This window comes from Neorhizobium sp. T6_25 (genome assembly GCF_002968555.1).
GTDB lineage: Bacteria > Pseudomonadota > Alphaproteobacteria > Rhizobiales > Rhizobiaceae > Neorhizobium.
The window spans coordinates 44851-62397 of the sequence record NZ_PVBL01000035.1 but is presented as its reverse complement, the minus strand read 5'-3'; the positions used below and the strand labels follow the sequence as shown (position 1 = coordinate 62397).

The 17547-nt window shown below is 59.2% G+C and carries 21 protein-coding genes; 17 read left to right on the top strand and 4 right to left on the bottom strand.

Annotation, left to right across the window (positions count from 1 at the left end):
• Positions 1–536: 536 nt before the first annotated feature.
• The 7 genes from C5L10_RS30510 to C5L10_RS30480 are packed head-to-tail and all read left to right on the top strand — an operon-like array spanning position 537 to position 4237.
• On the top strand, positions 537–962 hold the full coding sequence (locus C5L10_RS30510) for a hypothetical protein (RefSeq protein WP_105432748.1): 426 nt from the start codon (positions 537–539) through the stop codon (positions 960–962).
• Entirely contained in the window at positions 959–1714 is a 756-nt protein-coding gene (locus C5L10_RS30505) for a hypothetical protein (RefSeq protein ID WP_105432747.1), read from the top strand. The genes C5L10_RS30510 and C5L10_RS30505 overlap by 4 nt, the downstream gene beginning before the upstream one ends.
• A gap of 46 nt (positions 1715–1760) precedes the next feature.
• Positions 1761–2153 (top strand): hypothetical protein, encoded by a 393-nt coding sequence (locus C5L10_RS30500; RefSeq protein ID WP_172717270.1) that lies wholly within the window; start codon positions 1761–1763, stop codon positions 2151–2153.
• Positions 2146–2433: a hypothetical protein gene (locus C5L10_RS30495; RefSeq protein ID WP_105432745.1), complete on the top strand. Its 288-nt coding sequence runs from the start codon at positions 2146–2148 to the stop codon at positions 2431–2433. The genes C5L10_RS30500 and C5L10_RS30495 overlap by 8 nt, the downstream gene beginning before the upstream one ends.
• The gene (locus C5L10_RS30490; protein WP_105432744.1) at positions 2426–3094 is read left to right on the top strand and encodes a hypothetical protein; all 669 of its coding nucleotides are present in this window, start codon (positions 2426–2428) and stop codon (positions 3092–3094) included. The genes C5L10_RS30495 and C5L10_RS30490 overlap by 8 nt, the downstream gene beginning before the upstream one ends.
• Complete coding sequence (locus C5L10_RS30485; RefSeq protein WP_105432743.1) at positions 3087–3722, top strand: hypothetical protein; 636 nt, start codon at positions 3087–3089, stop codon at positions 3720–3722. Before C5L10_RS30490 ends, C5L10_RS30485 begins: the two co-directional genes overlap by 8 nt.
• Positions 3698–4237, top strand: coding sequence for a hypothetical protein (locus tag C5L10_RS30480; protein WP_172717269.1), 540 nt, complete (start codon positions 3698–3700; stop codon positions 4235–4237). The genes C5L10_RS30485 and C5L10_RS30480 overlap by 25 nt, the downstream gene beginning before the upstream one ends.
• A gap of 22 nt (positions 4238–4259) precedes the next feature.
• On the opposite strand, the gene C5L10_RS30475 is transcribed toward C5L10_RS30480, so the two are convergent.
• On the bottom strand, positions 4260–4583 hold the full coding sequence (locus C5L10_RS30475; protein ID WP_105432741.1) for a hypothetical protein: 324 nt from the start codon (positions 4581–4583) through the stop codon (positions 4260–4262).
• A 544-nt stretch (positions 4584–5127) separates the two neighbouring features.
• On the opposite strand from C5L10_RS30475, the gene C5L10_RS30470 reads away from it, so the two are divergent.
• From C5L10_RS30470 to C5L10_RS30460, 3 genes are all read left to right on the top strand, one after another.
• Positions 5128–5601: a hypothetical protein gene (locus C5L10_RS30470; protein WP_105432740.1), complete on the top strand. Its 474-nt coding sequence runs from the start codon at positions 5128–5130 to the stop codon at positions 5599–5601.
• Positions 5601–7100, top strand: coding sequence for a hypothetical protein (locus C5L10_RS30465; protein WP_105432739.1), 1500 nt, complete (start codon positions 5601–5603; stop codon positions 7098–7100). Before C5L10_RS30470 ends, C5L10_RS30465 begins: the two co-directional genes overlap by 1 nt.
• A gap of 416 nt (positions 7101–7516) precedes the next feature.
• Positions 7517–8542: a LacI family DNA-binding transcriptional regulator gene (locus C5L10_RS30460; protein WP_105432738.1), complete on the top strand. Its 1026-nt coding sequence runs from the start codon at positions 7517–7519 to the stop codon at positions 8540–8542.
• A gap of 64 nt (positions 8543–8606) precedes the next feature.
• Here C5L10_RS30460 and cysN read toward each other — a convergent pair whose 3' ends face one another.
• Genes cysN through C5L10_RS30445 form a run of 3 tightly spaced genes read right to left on the bottom strand, consistent with a single transcriptional unit; the run spans position 8607 to position 11873 of the window.
• Positions 8607–10106 (bottom strand): sulfate adenylyltransferase subunit CysN, encoded by a 1500-nt coding sequence (gene cysN / locus C5L10_RS30455; protein WP_105432737.1) that lies wholly within the window; start codon positions 10104–10106, stop codon positions 8607–8609.
• A gap of 1 nt (position 10107) precedes the next feature.
• Positions 10108–11061, bottom strand: coding sequence for a sulfate adenylyltransferase subunit CysD (cysD, locus tag C5L10_RS30450; RefSeq protein WP_105432736.1), 954 nt, complete (start codon positions 11059–11061; stop codon positions 10108–10110).
• A 41-nt stretch (positions 11062–11102) separates the two neighbouring features.
• The gene (locus tag C5L10_RS30445; RefSeq protein WP_105432735.1) at positions 11103–11873 is read right to left on the bottom strand and encodes a phosphoadenylyl-sulfate reductase; all 771 of its coding nucleotides are present in this window, start codon (positions 11871–11873) and stop codon (positions 11103–11105) included.
• Positions 11874–12232: 359 nt separating this feature from the next.
• Between C5L10_RS30445 and C5L10_RS30440 the strand changes: the two genes are divergently transcribed.
• The 7 genes from C5L10_RS30440 to C5L10_RS30410 all read left to right on the top strand — a co-directional run bounded on the left by C5L10_RS30440 (position 12233) and on the right by C5L10_RS30410 (position 17378).
• The gene (locus tag C5L10_RS30440) at positions 12233–12688 is read left to right on the top strand and encodes an Rrf2 family transcriptional regulator (RefSeq protein WP_046631242.1); all 456 of its coding nucleotides are present in this window, start codon (positions 12233–12235) and stop codon (positions 12686–12688) included.
• Positions 12689–12750: 62 nt separating this feature from the next.
• Positions 12751–12996, top strand: a complete 246-nt coding sequence (locus C5L10_RS30435) for a type II toxin-antitoxin system ParD family antitoxin (RefSeq protein ID WP_105432734.1) — start codon at positions 12751–12753, stop codon at positions 12994–12996.
• Complete coding sequence (locus C5L10_RS30430; RefSeq protein WP_105432733.1) at positions 12986–13285, top strand: type II toxin-antitoxin system RelE/ParE family toxin; 300 nt, start codon at positions 12986–12988, stop codon at positions 13283–13285. The genes C5L10_RS30435 and C5L10_RS30430 overlap by 11 nt, the downstream gene beginning before the upstream one ends.
• Before the next feature lie 239 nt (positions 13286–13524).
• Positions 13525–14583 (top strand): sulfate ABC transporter substrate-binding protein, encoded by a 1059-nt coding sequence (locus tag C5L10_RS30425; RefSeq protein ID WP_046631246.1) that lies wholly within the window; start codon positions 13525–13527, stop codon positions 14581–14583.
• Positions 14584–14596: 13 nt separating this feature from the next.
• Positions 14597–15454 (top strand): sulfate ABC transporter permease subunit CysT, encoded by an 858-nt coding sequence (gene cysT, locus C5L10_RS30420; RefSeq protein WP_105432732.1) that lies wholly within the window; start codon positions 14597–14599, stop codon positions 15452–15454.
• Positions 15447–16325: a sulfate ABC transporter permease subunit CysW gene (cysW, locus tag C5L10_RS30415; RefSeq protein WP_105432731.1), complete on the top strand. Its 879-nt coding sequence runs from the start codon at positions 15447–15449 to the stop codon at positions 16323–16325. Before cysT ends, cysW begins: the two co-directional genes overlap by 8 nt.
• 15 nt (positions 16326–16340) lie before the next feature.
• Positions 16341–17378 (top strand): sulfate/molybdate ABC transporter ATP-binding protein, encoded by a 1038-nt coding sequence (locus C5L10_RS30410; RefSeq protein WP_046664482.1) that lies wholly within the window; start codon positions 16341–16343, stop codon positions 17376–17378.
• Positions 17379–17547 lie beyond the last annotated feature (169 nt).

Sequence of the window (17547 nt, the reverse complement as noted above, 5' to 3'; positions counted from 1 at the left end):
CGCCAGCCTCCTGCTCCTTCAGCACACCGATAATCTGCTCTTCCGTAAATCGCTGCTTCTTCATTCGTCCGTCCTTTAATGGGCCGGACTCTAATCCATTCTGGAGGAAATTCTCAGTGGCAGGTCAGTGACACCGATATCGTCTGGCACCTCGGCGATTTCAGCTATCATTCAGACGACCGCACAGCCTCGATTTTCAGCCAGCTGAAAGGTCGCAAGCGGTTGATTTTGGGGAATCACGACCTGTCTAATGACGGGTCCGTTCGTAAGTCGATTGCCGGTTTGGCATGGGATATCGAGCCGACGCACCATGCCGAATGCAAACTCGACGGCGACCGCATTGTCTTGAATCATTATGCGCAGCGTTCGTGGAATGCGTCCGTGCATGGGTCCTGGCATCTTTATGGTCACAGCCATGGTCGCCTTGCACCGTACGGCCGGAGCCGTGACTGCGGGGTTGATTGTCCTGACCTTGGCTATGCGCCTTCGAGTTTCCGTGCGCTGACAGCAAGCCTGCGTGACGCGGAGGTCGTGGCATGAAGGACGATGACATCAAGCGCCTTCGCTCACTCTACCCACGACTTTGGCGGCATGATCTGACCCGGCTGCCGGACGGCTGGACAGCGATCATCGAAAAATTGATGGCCGCTCTAAATGAGATTCAGACGCCGATCAAAGGGCAATACGGCTCTCCGCTTTTCGTTCTGATTCAGAGCAGCGGCGGGTTTGCCGTCGCCTTCGCCAGTCCGAATCCAGAGCTTGGAAATTGGACTCCAGAGAAGTCACACGCTGTGATCGAAGCCCTCCGTCAATTCAACGCCGCGACATCCGAGAGCTGCGAAATCTGTGGCAGTCCGTCAGTGATCGTTGCTCAAGAGCGCGACGGCGGACCACAGCATCGGCTGTGTCAGCGACATAATGAAGAGCAGCTTGCAAAATATGAGGGGCGGGTGCTGCAATGAAAAAGGAGATCGCCGACAGACTGTCGAAGGAATACGCAAATCTTTGGGATGACAGCATGCGCGTCATCCCGGACGGCTGGATCACGCCGTTGTTGACGATGCTCGACAGGCTGTATGGGCTGTCGGACGTTGACCGCAAGTCGTATCAGGGCGAAGGCTTGTCGACCTGGGTTGATCTCCACATCGACGTCTCACCAATCGTCGCAATCGCCTACGCAACTCCCTTGAAGCCTGCCGGGAAGTGGACGCCTGGGCGAGCACTGGCATGCGTCGAAGCGCTTGCCGAATTCTCAGTGCAGACTGGCGAGACCTGCCGAACCTGCGGTGAGCCAGGCATCATGCGGCTTGACGGAATCGAGGGCATCTACTGCGATCAGCATCGCGACGAAGAAGCAGCTAAGATCGACAAGTACGCCGCTCTCTATGACGAATGCCGGGTTATCTTCCCGGCGGTTCATGGAAAAGCAATCGACCTCCATGTTCCCGATTTCCTCTACGACCTGCTGGCCAGCAGCCTCCGGAAGATCAAGCAGGTCGTAGAGGACGAGGGAGGATATCTCGAAGGCAAGATCAAGATCACTCGCCTGGAGATGATCGATGGTCAGCTGCATGTCCGACATGTGTATGACCAGATGCCTGCTGGTGCCGAGCCAGCGATGATGGAGATCGATGATACAATTCGGTGGCTGGAAGGTCAGTCGGATGAACTGGTCAGGAAGCACAATTCCGACGGAGGTTCCGATGCTTCCTGAGGATTTTGATCGCGAAGAGTTCATCGCCCGGCTCCGGGTAAAGCATATGCGCATCCTTGCGCCCGGTATCGAATTCGGCGTCGAGGATGGCTGGCTGCCGCTTATCGCTGACGCTCTCGGGAAGATCGAGTTGGCTCTGGAAATCCATGGTTGGACCAAAAAAACTGTCGTCAAGCAGATCAAAGAAAAGTTGGGCGAACTCCGGATTTACGTTCGGCCGCGCCGAGAGTCGGCAAGCTACCCAAATGCGCTCGTCGCCGATCTTGAGATCATTCGCAACCTCGTGACCCAGGGGTCACGCCTGACCTGCGAAATCTGCGGTGAACCCGGCCGGATCGACAGCTTTGCGGGCTATTACCAGTGCCTTTGCGAACGGCATGCCGATCAGCGCCGTGCGTGGATCGCAGGCGGACGAAAAGGAGATGTCTTCAATGACTGAGACCGTCCGCATTCGCTCGCCTGAACACCAGTACCTGATCGACGCCCGAATTCGAGAGGCAGACCTGATCAAAGGAGTCGTCCACGCATACATTGTCGAAACACGACACCTGCCGTTCGCCGACCGGAATAATTCTGATCGCCGTAAGTCTTTCTCGATGCCGTATTTCGAGCATCTGTTCGGCATCGAAAAAGCATTCGTGATCGCACAAGCGACGATGAAAATCAGCGATGTGATCTGGAAGATCGAGCGTCAGCGTCAGGAGAATGCCGATGCCTAATCGAATGGTAGGCGACCGCATCGTTCCTGATCGCCGCAAACCGATCAGCTTGGAGCCGCTCCAGGAAGCAGCGGAGCCGTTGCTGCTGCAGTTGTATCCGGGAATTTACACGCGAGCGGAAGTCGATATCGATCAGATTTGGAGGTTGTTTTACGACGGCGTCTGGCGTGAGCACGGCGATGAGATCATTGCCGATATCCACGGGTTCGCGGATATCTACCCGGCCGACGAGCAGCGGACTGACGGCGTAATCAAGGCGTGGGCCGCCGACTGCGGGGAGAAGCTGGAAGGCGAGTATTCGCAATCATATTATCGCGTCGCTGTGGAAGTCGGACTTCTCGCATATGTCAAACAGATGCGCGAGCTGCAACAAAGGATGCACTGTGAGCAGGGATGGAATCGGCTCATCGAGCGGTTTCATGCGGCGTGCATCGGGCAGCCGGGATACGGCTTCCTCGGCGCTCATGAAAAATGGGGTGGGCTCCGCATCACTTATCGATGTGCTAAGGCAGCGAATAAAGGATGCCGGGAAGCCGAGCAGGTTGCCGTCGAACAGGCTGCCGTGACCTGTGAAGTGTGTGGCAGTCCTGGCGAGTTACGTCGGACAGCTTGGCGAAAAACGCTGTGCGACCGGCACTTCAGGAGCCGTCACGATGGCTGACCTCCTGACATGTCGCGAAGCAGCCCAGCTCTTGAACATCGACCTCTTGAATCTCGTCGATATCCTTGCAGTCGGCGATATCGTCCCGACCGAACCAGACGGTCTAGCCGGATCAGAGGTCTGGGCAAGGAACGAAGAAATCCGGCTTTGTGAAACCGATATCGATCTGATCAAAGCCGAGCTTCGCCGCCGCCAGTTCGCGGATTTCAAGCGCGACTACGTCGATGTCTATCAACAAGATGAAAAGCCTGGGGCCCGGGGTCTTGAGTTCGGACCGGGCTGGCTCGGCGTCCTAACAGCCTACGCAGATGGTCTGCGGGCACTCAATGCAAAGTGGAACAATTCGCATGCACAGCTGAGATGGGGCAAGGAAAAATTCGGCGCTTTGCATTTGTATTCTGACTATCTGCTCGCTACAAAAATCGAAGTCATCAATCTTCATCGAGAAGCTTATAAATCAAGCCTGCAGACCTGTCAGGAATGCGGCTTACCAGCCCGCCTACGATTCGGGCATTCGATTTGCCTTACCCTTTGCGACCGGCACAAGCACACCATCGGCGAGCCAGACCCTACCCGAGACGGGATCATTCTCGATCTGAATGCGTGGATGCTCGAACAGAGAGATTAAAAATGAAACCTCTGAGAGCCGCCAACGCTGAACTGATCGACTACACAACGACCCTCGAATTTTTGTGCGGACACCTCATCGGCAAAGGCTGCTCGGTTGTTCTCGATGAGCACCAGTATCCTGTCCTCGTCAGCTTTCTCGAACGGATTGCGGCCGTGGGAGATATCAATTTCCAACTGGAAATGTGCGTCGATCACCGCCCGGGGTATTCAGTTTCCTGGGACAATGATGGCAGCGAAGCACAAGATCGCGATGTCGACCGGCTCATGGAGGAACTCGTTCAAAGCCTCGGCTTCGTATCGGACTCGATTAAGCGGACGGGCTTCATCTCCGACACTGACGACATGCAACACGACGACGATATCGATGCCAACCCTGACAATCTCCGGGCTTCCATCCGTCGATACGCTCATGTCCACGGCTGCACGCCTGAATGGATCGCGCGGCAGCTGAAGCTCGATCTCGATTTCGTGATCCAGGAAATCCAGGCATCTTCACGTCCGGACAGAACCTAATCCCGACTAGCAACCAATTTGACTAATGCCGAATTCGCCACGAGATAGGCTGCCGTAGTTCCACCGGGACTTCTTCTCCGGACAGCAGGAGCCGCAGCATTTCGGCCTGGCGGGCTTCTTCGGCTGGGTCGGGTGGCGGTTCCTGGATATCGTAGAGGGACACGAGTTCGTAGATCACGCCCAAATAATCGACGTCGAGCAACTCCATGGCCTCATCTCTATGCATACCGCCGTGCTTGTACCGCTCCAGGACATCGACGATCTGGTCATCCGACATACGTGCCCGGACCTTGGTGATGGCGGTCTCGTAGCCTTTGCGAACTCTTGTCAGATCAGGCGGTGTCATAGGATTACATTCCGTTGGCGGCCGACAGGATTGTCCAAGGGCTGATTTCGACACGCTAGTGCGAATGCATATCGACGGCAAGACGGTTGCTCAGATCGCGACCGCTCTCGAACTGTTCGGGCGGTCGCAACGAAAGGGTCGGTCTTTATGCGTTCAGCAGAGACGAGCTGCAGGAGCCGGGAGTAGCCGTGAGGACATGCCTCAATCCCGACGGGCCGCATCTGTTCGTGTCGACTGGAATTCACAACTGTACATCTTCGGACTGCAAGAAGACGCGAATTTTTCAGGCTGCGTAGAATAGATTTTCTACGTCATCGGATCAGTAATCTCGCAAGAATTTCAGCTTATTTGCTGATCGTATTTTAAATCAGTCAGTTGACGACCAATTGTTAAAATGCTTCCAAACAAATGTCGGTGACAACAGCTTTGTGGCCGACATTTGTTTTCAACTGATTGAAATCATTTTGCTTTTTGTTTTAAAGCATTGATCCCCCGCTGATCGACAGTTATGTTCCTCGCGTCAACAACAGGAACCCCAGACAATATGGATAATGCAAACGACCTCGCGAGCAGCGTGGCGGCTATAGTCGCGCGTTCAAAGCAAACACGAGTGATGCTTGAGAAAGTCCGAAAGCATATCAACCTGGTCTACCCTTCAGACGAAGCGACCTTCAAATTGAGGGATGCTCTTTGCTTGCCAGTCCTTGGCGGCATCATGCGCAGCAGCGAGAAGAATACTCCTAGCCCGACCTTTACGAAAGCTAGCCTCGAACTCGCGATTAAAAAGGGACAGCTGAAACCTACCTGGAAACTCGGCAAGCTGCACGTCCGCGTCGGTGATGTGAAAGCGTGGATTGCGGCTTCGGACAAGGAATTTACCGCGCCATCTATCCGGCTCGTCTACGAAGCTCCCGAGATCAGGTCCAACCGGCAAAAACAGCAGGCGATCTCGTCGCAGGAACAGCTCAAGGCCAAGCTGGTTGCTGCCAAGGCCGCGCAAAAGAAGGAGAGAAAGTGATGGGAAGAACAGCTAAACCTGCACGCGCCTGGTTCGATGAGGCTTCCAAGAAATGGCACATTCGCGACGGTAGCGTGAAATTTTCGTTGGGGTTCGGCAAGGATGTGTCTGATCACAAAGCCCGCTGTGAAGCCGCCCTCCGGAAATATCTGGGCGAGAAGGAGGTTGGTGACAGGCTGAAGGTGAGGAACCAGGATGTTGGTGATGTCTTGATCACTGACGTTCTGAACCTCTACCTTGATGTCAGGCATCTAAAATACAAGCCTGACAGGCACTTCCCAAATCCATTGGCGCGGCCTGAGGATACCATCAACCGCGTCTTGCTTCTCAGCGAGTTCTGGGCCGGGAAAACGGTTGCCGATATCGATGAGGACAGCCGCGACGAGTTCACCGACTTCCTGCATGAGAAGTCGGTTGAACGAGCCAGGGCGCTATCGGAACGGCGGTGGCAAGAGTGGACTGCTCGCAAGGAGCAGCTCGACGCTGCAGCTGAGGCCCGCGAGAAGCGTCGCATACAGGAGCGACGGAAGAGCCTGCCTGAACCGAGAAAGAAGGTGCCACCACCACCGCCCGTTTTTAATCCGAACAGTGTTGAATTCAAGGACAAGGCATCCACGCGATATCTTGAGGACATGCGTTCAGCGATCACGGTCGCCGTCAGAAAGAAGATGCTGAAGTATGCCGTACCGGTTCCGTTGCCAGCGAAATATCTAGGCCGACAGGCGGTATTCACGAAGGATGAGATTCAACGGCTCATTGATCACGCAGCGGCAAAGCGCGGCACTGGCTGGATCAACAAGAAGCCGGTCAAAGATTTACCGATTTGGGAACATCTCTCCAGATTTATGATCATGGCGATTTACACCGGCAGCCGAAAATCAAAGCTCACGCGAGCCAGCTTCAACGATGAGCCTGATAGGCCATGGATCGAGCTTCGCCAAGTCCGCAATTCGAAGACCGGTAACTTGGAGTGGCGCGGTTTCTTCCATCGTCTGGGCAAGGAAGAAGTCCGATACGAAAAGAAGCGAGCACCAGGGATCGAAATTCCTCTGGTGCTGGTCCGTCATCTTGTCGAGTGGAAGCAACAAGGGATCATCTATCCGTGCGCTTTCCCATACAGCGCCGATGGCCAAGAGCAGCCGGGTGAGATTGCCCGAGCAATGCGAAAGTGCATCAGGGAGGTTTTCGGCCAGGACACTAAGAAGGTTATCCATACATTCAGGCATACCGCTGCGACGTGGTTGGTCGGCCGTCCTGAGCTGCCGATGGCGGCCATCGCAAGCTATCTCGGCATGTCAATCGAGGTCTTGATGCGGACTTATAATCACCTTCGAAAGGGTGATCACGTCATGGTCGGTAAAGCTTTTACGGACGGAAAGGCAGGAGAAGAGTTTGCCGACGACTACGACTACTCAACCCTTGATTTTGTTGATCTGACCGAAAACGCCCGACAGAAATCGACAGAAATCGACAGAAATCGACAGATTGGGAATGAATGAGAATGAACAGGAATCGACAGGATCGGAAAAAAGTGCAATAGAAACAAGGAAAGATGCAGCGTGAGCAAGCGGGTGGTTTGCGGAAATGGGTCGTTCGGGACGTGGGGGTCGGAGGTTCGAATCCTCTCACTCCGACCAGATAGAACTCTGGCTTTCCAGAGGGTCCTTTCTCCCGAAGTTTTTCCGATCAAATTGCAGTCCCAGTGGACCGCTATCCGGCTGACTATGCCGAGCTTTGCACGGCGTATTGCTCTTATCCACAACCCGCACTTTAACGGGGCAAAAATATACTAGGTCCCGACATGCCATTGCTGCATCATGGCGGCGGGAACCTGTAACTTGTCGAAAGATTTCCCGGCTCAGGAACCGCTTCGGGTGGTAGCCTGCACTCGGGCGTGGAGAGGGCCGCAGAACGTATGCCGCCTAGACGCGCCAGATCGGAACGGGTGACCCTGCTCGACGTTGCAAACGTCCTCGGGATCAGCTCGATCACCGTGTCCCGCGCCCTACGAGAACCGGAAAAGGTGTCCGAGCCGCTTCGGCAGAAGATCCTTCGCCAGGTGGAGCAGATGGGTTACGTGCCCGATCTTGCAGCCCGGGCGCTCGCAAGCCGCCATAATGGCATTATCGGGGTTCTGGCGCCGGCGCTGACCAATCATGCCTATCTCGGCATCATGAGCGGCATTGAGGAACGGGTGCGCGATACGGATTTCCGTATTCAATATGCCAATACCAACCACGATGCGGACCAGGAATACCGTCAGGTCAAGCTCTTCCTGTCACAGCATCCGGCCGGCATCCTGCTGACGGGGTTGCAGGACCAGCGGGTCAGCGATCTGCTTGAGCGCGCGCCGTGCCCGGTGGTTCAGATCGTCGATCTCAACCTGCTGCCCTCGGGTATCGCGGTCGGTATCAACCACCGCGAGGCGGCGGAAACTGCGACGCGCCATCTGCTTGCCTGCGGATATCGCCGCATCGGCCTGATCGGCGGCAGCCGCGATCTTCGCGCCCAGCGGCGTCATGACGGTTATGCGCTGGCGATGCAGGAGGCGGGGCTCTACGATCCGAGCCTCGTCATGACCGAGCACAAGCAGACCAGCATGCAGCTCGGCTGCGACCTCTTCAAGCGGCTGCTGGAAACGGCGCCCGATGTCGACGCGGTATTCTGCCAGAACGACGATCTTGCGCTCGGCGCTCTGTTCGAGGCGCAACGGGCGGGCCTGCGCGTGCCGGATGATTTCGGGATCTGCGGCTATAACGACCTGGATTTCGCGCTCTGCGCCGAGCCGAGGCTGACGACCGTCCGCGTGCCGCGTTTCCAGATGGGCTATCAGGCCGCGGATCTCATCGTCCGGGCCATCAACGACGAATGCCTGCCGAGCCGCGTCATCCAGCTGCCGTTCGAACTCGTCCAGCGCGGTTCGACGCGGCCGCTCGCCTGACGGGGGCCTGGCAACAAAAAAGGGACCTTCCGGCCCCTTTTCCATTTCCTGCCGATCGAAACGATCAGATATCGCCGCCGGCGTTGGAGAAAAGCTCTGCCGCCTGCTTGGCGGTCATCCGCTTGACCTCGGTCTCGTCGCGGCGGTTGGCGAAGAGTTCGCTTGCCATCAGCTGCTCGGCAAGATCCGCCGGCAGCGACAGCACGACGCGCTGGCCTTCGCCTCCCTGGCCACGATGGATGCCGCCGACCTCGCTGCGCTTGGCGGTAATCATGCCGCCCGCCACCGTGTTCAGCGTATCCGGATCGATCAGGATGAAGGCGCCTGTCGAGCGGTTCTGCTCGTAAGCGTCAAAGACCGCCAGTTCCTCGAAGGAAAGGCGTACCTTGCCGATCGCGTTCATGGCGAGCGTCGAGGCATGCGGCTGCCACTTGCCGGTGGCAAGCTCGAGCTGGCTGATCGGTTCGACCGCGACGCGCTGGCGGCGCGAACCGCTCTTCAGCCAGTAGCGTTTTCCGGGCTCGATGCCGCCCGGCTGCAGTGACACGAGCTGGGCGTCGAAATGGTGGCCGGTCATCGGCTGGCCGTCGAGCGAAACGATCACGTCGCCGCGCGCCACGTCCACCTGCCGGTCGAGGACCAGCGTGATGGCGTCGCCCGCCACCGCAGCGTTGCGCACCAGGTCGAAGGTGACGATCCGGCTGACATTGGCGACCGTGCCGGAAGGCAGGATGACGACCGAGTCGCCCGGCTTAACCGAGCCGCCCGCGACAGTCCCCTGATAGCCGCGAAAACTCTCGCCGGGACGCACGACGCGCTGCACCGGCAGGCGGAAGCCGCCGGCCTGGGTGGAACGCGCGGTCGCCAGCTCCAGTGTCTCGACCAGGGTCGGGCCGTCATACCAGGGCATCGAGGCGTCGGCCGGATAAACGACGTTTTCGCCCTTGAGCGCCGACATCGGGATGGCGGTGATCTGGCGTACGCCGAGCGACAGGGCGAATTCGCGGAAATCGTGCGAGATCCTGTCGAAGATTGCCTTGTCGTAGTTGACGAGGTCGATCTTGTTGACCGCGAGCACGAACTGGCGGATGCCCATCAGGGCGGCGATCGTCGCGTGCCGGCGGGTCTGTTCGAGAAGCCCGGCGCGGGCGTCGGCAAGCAGGATGGCGAGATCGGCGGTCGAGGCGCCGGTCGCCATGTTACGGGTATATTGCTCATGGCCGGGCGTATCGGCGACGATGAACGAACGCCGGTCGGTCGAGAAATAACGGTAGGCGACGTCGATGGTGATGCCCTGTTCGCGCTCGGCCTGCAGGCCGTCGAGCAGCAGGGCGAAGTCCGGCAGGCCAAGGTCGTTCTGGCCACCCGAGTCGCGGGCAAGCGTCGCGGCCTGGTCTTCCTTGACCGCCTTGGTGTCCCAGAGCAGCCGGCCGATCAGCGTCGACTTGCCGTCGTCGACGGAGCCGCAGGTGATGAGGCGCAGCGGGCGCGTGTCGCGCACCGCCTTCAGGGGTTCTGCGAAGGGCAGGATAGTCGCCGAGGCGTTTTGGGCGGGAGCGGTCATCTCAAAAATATCCTTCGCGCTTCTTCTTTTCCATCGAGCCGGACTGGTCGCGGTCGATCGCGCGGCCCTGGCGTTCGGAAACGGTGGCGATTTCGAGCTCGGCGATCACCTCTTCGAGGTTGGAGGCGGTCGAGCGGATGGCGCCGGTCAGCGGAAAGCAGCCGAGCGTGCGGAAACGGATCATGCCCTGCTGCACGGTTTCGCCGGGCAGCAGTTCAAGCCGCGGATCCTCGGCAAGGATCATCATCCCGTCGCGCTCCACATAGGGGCGTTCGGCGGCGTAATAGAGCGGCACGAGCGGAATGTCCTCCGCCTGGATGTAGCGCCAGATGTCGACCTCGGTCCAGTTGGAGAGCGGGAAGGCGCGCACGCTTTCCCCTTTCCGGACCATGCCGTTATAAACGTTCCACAGTTCCGGGCGCTGGTTGCGCGGATCCCATTTGTGGTCCGGGGTGCGGAACGAATAGATGCGTTCCTTGGCGCGGGAGGCCTCCTCGTCGCGCCGGGCGCCGCCGAAGGCCGCGTCGTAGCCGCCGGCATCCAGCGCCTGGCGCAGGGCCTCGGTCTTCATGATGTCGGTATAGAGCGCCGAGCCGTGGCTGAACGGCGAGATGCCTTCCTCGGCGCCGCGCGGATTGGTGTGGACCACCAGGTCGAGATCGTATTTCTCGGCGATCTGGTCGCGGAACTCGATCATCTCCTTGAACTTCCACGTCGTATCCACGTGCAGCAGCGGGAAGGGGACGCGGCCGGGATAAAAGGCCTTGCGCGCGAGATGCAGCAGGACGGACGAGTCCTTGCCGATCGAATAGAGCATGACGGGTTTTTCGAATTCCGCCGCCACTTCGCGAAAGATGTGGATCGCTTCGTTTTCGAGGGCCTTCAGATGCGGATCGAGCGGCGGTCTGGAAACGGGCGGGTTCTTCACTTCCGTTTCCTGTACTGACAATGGCATTTCGGTCTCCGGGTAGTCTCTAGAAACAAACAAGAAGGGCTTCAGTTCGCTTGGGGCGAAGGTTCTGCGATCGATTGAGCGGCGTTTTCCGGCACATGCAGGCCGCATTCGCGCTTTTCGTCGTTTTCCCACCACCAGCGGCCGGCGCGCTCGGGCTCGCCGGGCTTGATGGCGCGGGTACAGGGTTCGCAGCCGATCGACGGATAACCGCGCTTGTGCAGCGGGTTGACCGGGATGGCTTCGGAAGCCACATGGGCATTGATCGTCTCGATGTCCCAGTCGGCCAGCGGGTTGATCTTGATCAGGTTGCGCTCGGCGTCGTATTCGGCAAATGGGGTCGTGGCGCGGTTGCCCGACTGGCCGCGGCGAAGGCCGGTAACCCAGACGTCGGCGCCAGCTAAGGCCTTGGCGAGAGGCTTCAGCTTGCGCACATGACAGCAGGCATGGCGGGCTTCGACGCTGTCGTAGAAGCCGTTGAGCCCGTATTTCGCCGCGTATGCGTCCACGTCGTCCTGTTCCGGCCGGAAGCGACGGATCTCGATGCCGTAGCGCTCCTCGGTCTCGCCGATTAGGTCGACGGTTTCCTTGAACAGCCGCCCGGTTTCGAGCGTCGAGACTTCGACCAGCAGGCGGTGCGTGCCGATCGCCGCGGTGATTACCTGGTCCTCGATGCCGAGCGATGTGGTGAACACGGCGTGGCCGAGTTCGGCGGCAAGCGCCAGGCGCCCGGCAAGATCCAGGCTTTCGAGCTTTGCGTCGAGGGTAGCGGCCAGTCCCGAACGGTCCTTGCCGGCGGCATCGTGCAGTGTCATGGGTCTTCTTCCGTGAGCAATTGCTGGATTATCCGGATTCCGCGCGCGCAAGGACAGGAAAACCCGTTTCTTCCCATGGTGATGCGGAGCAAATATCTCTCCAAAGCGACGCTCACACAGAAAACCTGCCGCCTTAACCAAAAGTGACCGATTTTATCCCCGAAACCCCTGCATTGGTTTGTATTTTCTCGTGATTTGAGATATTGCGGGAACATGTCTCCGGGGCTCTGTTTCCCCTGGCGGATATGCAGCCCCTGAGCGCCCTTCCGGCGCCCCCGTGGATGCCCCGAACGAAGCTGAAGTGAGCGGCGCCGTGAGGACTATTTCCTTGCGGCGGCGCTATTGTCGATGGTTGCGTGATGATATCCCAGAAAGCGAAATATGCCCTTCGGGCCCTGGCCGCCCTGGCACAGGCCGATCCCGAAGCGCCGATGCTGATTTCCGAGATTGCCCTCCAGCAGAGCATTCCGAAGAAATTCCTGGAACAGATCCTGCTCGACCTCAAACGCTCCGGTATCGTCGTTTCCCGCCGCGGCAAGCAGGGCGGTTATCTTCTCCTGAAACCCGCCGACGCCATCACCTTCGGCGAAGTTCTGCGCCTGGTCGACGGCCCGATCGCGCCGCTGCCCTGCCTCTCGCAGACCGCCTACCGCAAATGCGAGGATTGCGACGGCGAACACCTCTGCGAAATCCGCCACGTCTTCGCCCGCGTCGCCGACGCGACCCGCGACGTGCTGTTCAACACCACGATCGCCGATGCCGTCGAAGGCGCCGGCGACGCCAAGCCGCCGGTCAGGGAACTGCTGACGGCTTGAGGTTTCTGGTTTCGGCTTGGTGATGTACCAAAATTTGGTATGATGGCGAGGCAGGAGGCAGCATGGCTCGAAATACATCCATCTCACTCGGCGATCATTTCGCCAGCTTCATCGACATGCAGGTCGAAAGCGGCCGCTATGGTTCGGCAAGCGATGTCGTCAGGGCAGGCCTGCGCCTGCTTGAAGAACATGAGGCCCGGGTCAAGGCTTTACAGGACGCTCTGATTGCCGGTGAAGAGTCTGGCTCGCCACAACCCTTTGATAATCAGGCATTTCTGAATCGGATACGAGAGCGTCATGGCCGCTAAAGGCCGGGACTATAAGCTTTCACCGCTCGCGGAAGAGGATATTGAGGATATTTGGGGTTACACGGTCGAAACGTGGTCTTGGGAACAGGCCGAGCGCTACCACGATGAACTGATCTCAACTCTGGAAGGATTGGCGGCAGGGCGGAAACTCGGTCGACCGGTTGATATTCGGCAAGGGTATTTCAAATATTCCGTCGGTGCGCATTGTGTTTTCTATCGGTTTTCCGAAAGCGCGATCGATATTATCCGCATCCTCCATCAGAAGATGGACGTCAGCCGACACCTCTAGTATCGCGCAAGTCGCCCGTAAAACCCTCCTCCCGCGCCTCAAAATCCCGATTATGGCGGGATTGTGATTTTGCAAACCGCCCGTTTGCCAACGCGGGCGTTCTGTCCATGTCGTGAGGGTTAATGGTTTCTTTGTCGTCGCGGGCCGTCAAAGGGAAACAGTTTTGCCTTCTTGCCCGCCTCGATTGACTAAGACGACCCAACCGATAGTGTTTCGGCAGAACCACAGGAGGGAACCTCATGTTCAATTTTGCCCCGGGATTGGGCCGGCGACTGGGTGCTCGTTTGGGCGCCGTCGCACTTGGTCTGTCCCTGACGACCGGCATCTCGGTCGGGATCGTCGCGCCGGCTTTTGCCCAAAGCCAGCTTCTCAACGTCTCCTACGATCCGACCCGCGAGCTCTACAAGGACTTCAACGTCGCCTTCGCGAAATACTGGAAGGCGCAGGGCGGCGACGACGTGACGATCCGCCAGTCGCATGGCGGTTCCGGCGCGCAGGCCCGCTCCGTCATCGACGGTCTGGAGGCCGATGTCGTGACGCTGGCGCTCGAAAGCGACATCAACGCGATCGAGAAGTCCGGCAAGATCAAGGCCGGCTGGCGTGATCGGCTGCCGAACCATGCATCGCCCTACACGTCGACGATCGTCTTCCTCGTCCGCAAGGGCAACCCGAAGGGGATCAAGAACTGGGGCGACCTAGTGAAGGGCGACGTTGCGATCGTCACGCCGAACCCCAAGACCTCGGGCGGTGCCCGCTGGAACTACCTTGCCGCCTGGGCCTGGGCGAACGAGGAGTACAAGGGCGATCAGGCCAAGATCAAGGCCTATGTCGGCGAGCTCTATAAGCGCGCTCCGGTCCTCGATACCGGCGCCCGCGGCTCGACGGTCACCTTCGCCCAGCGCCAGATCGGTGACGTGCTGCTCGCCTGGGAAAACGAGGCCTATCTCGCCGGCGCGGAATTCGGCAAGGATGCCTTCGAGATCGTCGTTCCGCCGATTTCGATCCTCGCCGAGCCGCCGGTCGCGGTCGTCGACGCCACCGTCGATTCCAAGGGTACCCGCAAGCAGGCGGAGGCCTATCTGCAGTATCTCTACTCCGATGAAGGCCAGAACATCGCGGCGAAGCACTTCTATCGTCCTTCGAAGCCCGATGTGGTAAAGCCGGATTTGTTGAAGGCCCTGCCGAACATCAAGCTCGTCACAATCGACGATCCGATCTTCGGCGGTTGGAAGAAGGCGCAGCCCGAACATTTCGGTGACGGCGGCATTTTCGACCAGATCTACAAGCCCGGTAAGTAAGTCGGAATATTAAATGATCCATAACGCCACTGCCTCACCGGCAAAGTGGCGACTGAAACGGCCGAGCATCATCCCGGGTTTCGGGTTGACGCTCGGCTTTTCGCTCGCCTACCTGTCGATAATTATCCTGATCCCCGTTGCCGGCCTGCTTTGGCGTACCGCCGGGCTTGGCTGGAGCGGGTTTTTCGCCGTTCTGACCGACCGGCGCACGCAGGACGCACTTTATATATCCTTCGGCACGGCCTTTGTGGCCGCGCTGGTCAATGTCGTCTTCGGCACCGTCGTCGCCTGGGTGCTGACCCGTTACAATTTCCCCGGTCGCCGGCTGATCGATGCGATCGTCGACCTGCCGTTCGCGTTGCCGACGGCGGTCGCCGGTATCGCGCTTGCAGCGCTCTATGCGCCGAACGGCTGGGTCGGTTCGCTGTTCATGCCGTTCCGCATCGCATTCACGCCGCTCGGCATCGTCGTCGCGCTGGTCTTCATCGGCCTTCCCTTCGTGGTGCGCACCGTGCAGCCGGTCATGGAAGAACTGGATCGCGAGGTGGAGGAAGCCGCAGCCACGCTCGGCGCCAATCGCTTCCAGACCATTTCGAGGGTGATCCTGCCGGGGCTGACGCCGGCGATCCTGACCGGTTTTGCGCTCGCCTTCGCCAGAGGCGTCGGCGAATACGGCTCGGTCATCTTCATTGCCGGCAACATCCCTTACGTCTCGGAGATCGCGCCGCTCCTCATCGTCATCCGGCTGGAGGAGTTCAACTATGCGGGTGCGACGGCGATCGCCACTATCATGCTGATCATCTCCTTCGTGATGCTCTTCATCATCAACCTCATCCAGGCCTGGAACCGAAGGAGATACGGCAATGTCTGAAGTCTCCCGCTCCGCGCTCGGCAAACCGCCGGCCTTCCGCAATCCCGCTGACGAGCGGCCGCTCGCAAAGATACTGCTGATCGGGCTGGCGCTGGTTTTCCTCGCCTTCTTCCTGCTCCTGCCGCTGGTTTCCGTCTTTGTGGAAGCGTTTCGCAAGGGCTGGTCGGAATATTGCGAGGCGTTGATCGAGCCCGACGCGGCGGCAGCGATCCGCCTGACGCTTCTGGTGGCGGCGATTTCCGTTCCGCTCAACCTCGTCTTCGGGCTCTGCGCCTCCTGGGCGATCGCCAAGTTCGAGTTCAAGGGCAAGTCCTTCCTGATCACCCTGATCGACCTGCCGTTCTCGATCTCGCCGGTCATTTCCGGCCTGGTCTACGTGCTGCTCTTCGGCTCCAACAGCCTGCTTGGCCCGATCCTCAAGAGCCAAGGCATCACCATCCTGTTTGCCGTGCCGGGCATCGTGCTCGCCACGGTCTTCGTCACCTTTCCCTTCGTCGCGCGCGAGCTGATCCCGCTGATGGAGGACCAGGGCACCGGCGACGAGGAGGCGGCGCTGTCGCTCGGCGCATCCGGCTGGCAGACCTTCTGGTATGTGACGCTGCCGAACATCAAGTGGGGCCTGCTCTACGGCGTGCTCCTCTGCAATGCCCGCGCCATGGGCGAGTTCGGCGCCGTCTCGGTCGTCTCGGGCCATATCCGCGGCCTCACCAACACCATGCCGCTGCATGTGGAGATACTCTATAATGAGTATAACTTCGTCGCGGCCTTCGCGGTGGCCTCGCTGCTGGCCTTGCTGGCGCTCGTCACCCTTGCATTGAAAACTCTTCTCGAACTTCGGTTCGGAGCCGGCGCTGCCGGCGGCAGGCATTGAAAGGTCAAAGACCAGATGGAAGTCACCATCAACAATATCCGCAAGGAATTCGAGCGTTTCCCGGCGCTGAACGACGTGTCGCTGAAGATCGCGTCCGGCGAACTGATCGCGCTGCTCGGCCCGTCCGGCTCCGGCAAGACGACGCTCCTGCGTCTCATCGCCGGCCTCGATTTCCCGACATCGGGCAAGATCTTCTTCGGCGATCAGGACGCGTCGCACCATTCGGTGCAGGAGCGCAATGTCGGCTTCGTCTTCCAGCATTATGCGCTGTTCCGGCACATGACCGTCGCCGAGAATATCGGCTTCGGCCTCAAGGTCCGGCCGACCGCCAGCCGCCCGCCGAAGACGGAAATCCGCCGCCGCGTCTCCGAGCTCCTGGAGATGGTCCAGCTCGGCGGGCTCGAGAAGCGTTATCCGAACCAGCTTTCCGGCGGACAGCGCCAGCGCGTCGCACTTGCCCGCGCCATGGCGATCGAGCCGCGCATCCTGCTGCTCGACGAACCTTTTGGCGCCCTAGACGCCAAGGTACGCAAGGAATTGCGCCGGTGGCTGCGGGAATTCCACGACCGCACCGGCCACACCACCGTCTTCGTCACCCATGACCAGGAAGAGGCGCTGGAACTCGCCGACCGCGTCGTGGTCATGAGCCAGGGCAAAATCGAGCAGGTTGGCTCGGCCGACGACGTCTACGACCGGCCAGGCTCCCCCTTCGTCTTCTCCTTTATCGGCGAGTCCTCGCAGCTCCCGGTCGAGGTAAGGGACGGCACCATGCTCTTCCAGGGCCAGCCGATCGGCATTGCTGAGGCGGGCGACGGGGTAGGGGAGCTGTTCTTCCGGCCGGAAGACGTGACGCTTGTCGACGCGCCAGATGCGCTGTTCGGCAAGGTCACCGCCTGCCGCCGCCTCGCCGGCACCCGCATCGCCGAGATCGACATCGCCAATGACGGCCACGCCCCGTATCATGTCGAGGTGGAGGTGCCGCTGCATGCGCCGATCGAACTCGGCAGCGAAACACGCTTCCGTCCGACACGCTGGAAGGTTTTCCGCAAATAGCTTTTCTGCAGCCTCAAGATGACGGCGGTCGCCCGTACACGCTGCGGCATATGTGGTGCCGCAGAAATCGCAGTGCACGCGCGGTTGTTGCGTGGCGTTTTTACCTTAATCACGGAAAGTTTTTCAAAATTGATATGTGTCAATTGTTGATTGACGCAGAACAGGTAAG

Bases quoted from the DNA above. Each gene is read 5' to 3' on its own strand.
- C5L10_RS30510 (WP_105432748.1), top strand. From the start codon at position 537: ATGAAGGACGATGACATCAAGCGCCTTCGCTCACTCTACCCACGACTT.
- C5L10_RS30505 (WP_105432747.1), top strand. From the start codon at position 959: ATGAAAAAGGAGATCGCCGACAGACTGTCGAAGGAATACGCAAATCTT.
- C5L10_RS30500 (WP_172717270.1), top strand. From the start codon at position 1,761: ATGCGCATCCTTGCGCCCGGTATCGAATTCGGCGTCGAGGATGGCTGG.
- C5L10_RS30495 (WP_105432745.1), top strand. From the start codon at position 2,146: ATGACTGAGACCGTCCGCATTCGCTCGCCTGAACACCAGTACCTGATC.
- C5L10_RS30490 (WP_105432744.1), top strand. From the start codon at position 2,426: ATGCCTAATCGAATGGTAGGCGACCGCATCGTTCCTGATCGCCGCAAA.
- C5L10_RS30485 (WP_105432743.1), top strand. From the start codon at position 3,087: ATGGCTGACCTCCTGACATGTCGCGAAGCAGCCCAGCTCTTGAACATC.
- C5L10_RS30475 (WP_105432741.1), bottom strand. From the start codon at position 4,583: ATGACACCGCCTGATCTGACAAGAGTTCGCAAAGGCTACGAGACCGCC.
- C5L10_RS30470 (WP_105432740.1), top strand. From the start codon at position 5,128: ATGGATAATGCAAACGACCTCGCGAGCAGCGTGGCGGCTATAGTCGCG.
- C5L10_RS30465 (WP_105432739.1), top strand. From the start codon at position 5,601: ATGGGAAGAACAGCTAAACCTGCACGCGCCTGGTTCGATGAGGCTTCC.
- C5L10_RS30460 (WP_105432738.1), top strand. From the start codon at position 7,517: ATGCCGCCTAGACGCGCCAGATCGGAACGGGTGACCCTGCTCGACGTT.
- cysN (WP_105432737.1), bottom strand. From the start codon at position 10,106: ATGACCGCTCCCGCCCAAAACGCCTCGGCGACTATCCTGCCCTTCGCA.
- cysD (WP_105432736.1), bottom strand. From the start codon at position 11,061: ATGCCATTGTCAGTACAGGAAACGGAAGTGAAGAACCCGCCCGTTTCC.
- C5L10_RS30445 (WP_105432735.1), bottom strand. From the start codon at position 11,873: ATGACACTGCACGATGCCGCCGGCAAGGACCGTTCGGGACTGGCCGCT.
- C5L10_RS30440 (WP_046631242.1), top strand. From the start codon at position 12,233: ATGATATCCCAGAAAGCGAAATATGCCCTTCGGGCCCTGGCCGCCCTG.
- C5L10_RS30435 (WP_105432734.1), top strand. From the start codon at position 12,751: ATGGCTCGAAATACATCCATCTCACTCGGCGATCATTTCGCCAGCTTC.
- C5L10_RS30430 (WP_105432733.1), top strand. From the start codon at position 12,986: ATGGCCGCTAAAGGCCGGGACTATAAGCTTTCACCGCTCGCGGAAGAG.
- C5L10_RS30425 (WP_046631246.1), top strand. From the start codon at position 13,525: ATGTTCAATTTTGCCCCGGGATTGGGCCGGCGACTGGGTGCTCGTTTG.
- cysT (WP_105432732.1), top strand. From the start codon at position 14,597: ATGATCCATAACGCCACTGCCTCACCGGCAAAGTGGCGACTGAAACGG.
- cysW (WP_105432731.1), top strand. From the start codon at position 15,447: ATGTCTGAAGTCTCCCGCTCCGCGCTCGGCAAACCGCCGGCCTTCCGC.
- C5L10_RS30410 (WP_046664482.1), top strand. From the start codon at position 16,341: ATGGAAGTCACCATCAACAATATCCGCAAGGAATTCGAGCGTTTCCCG.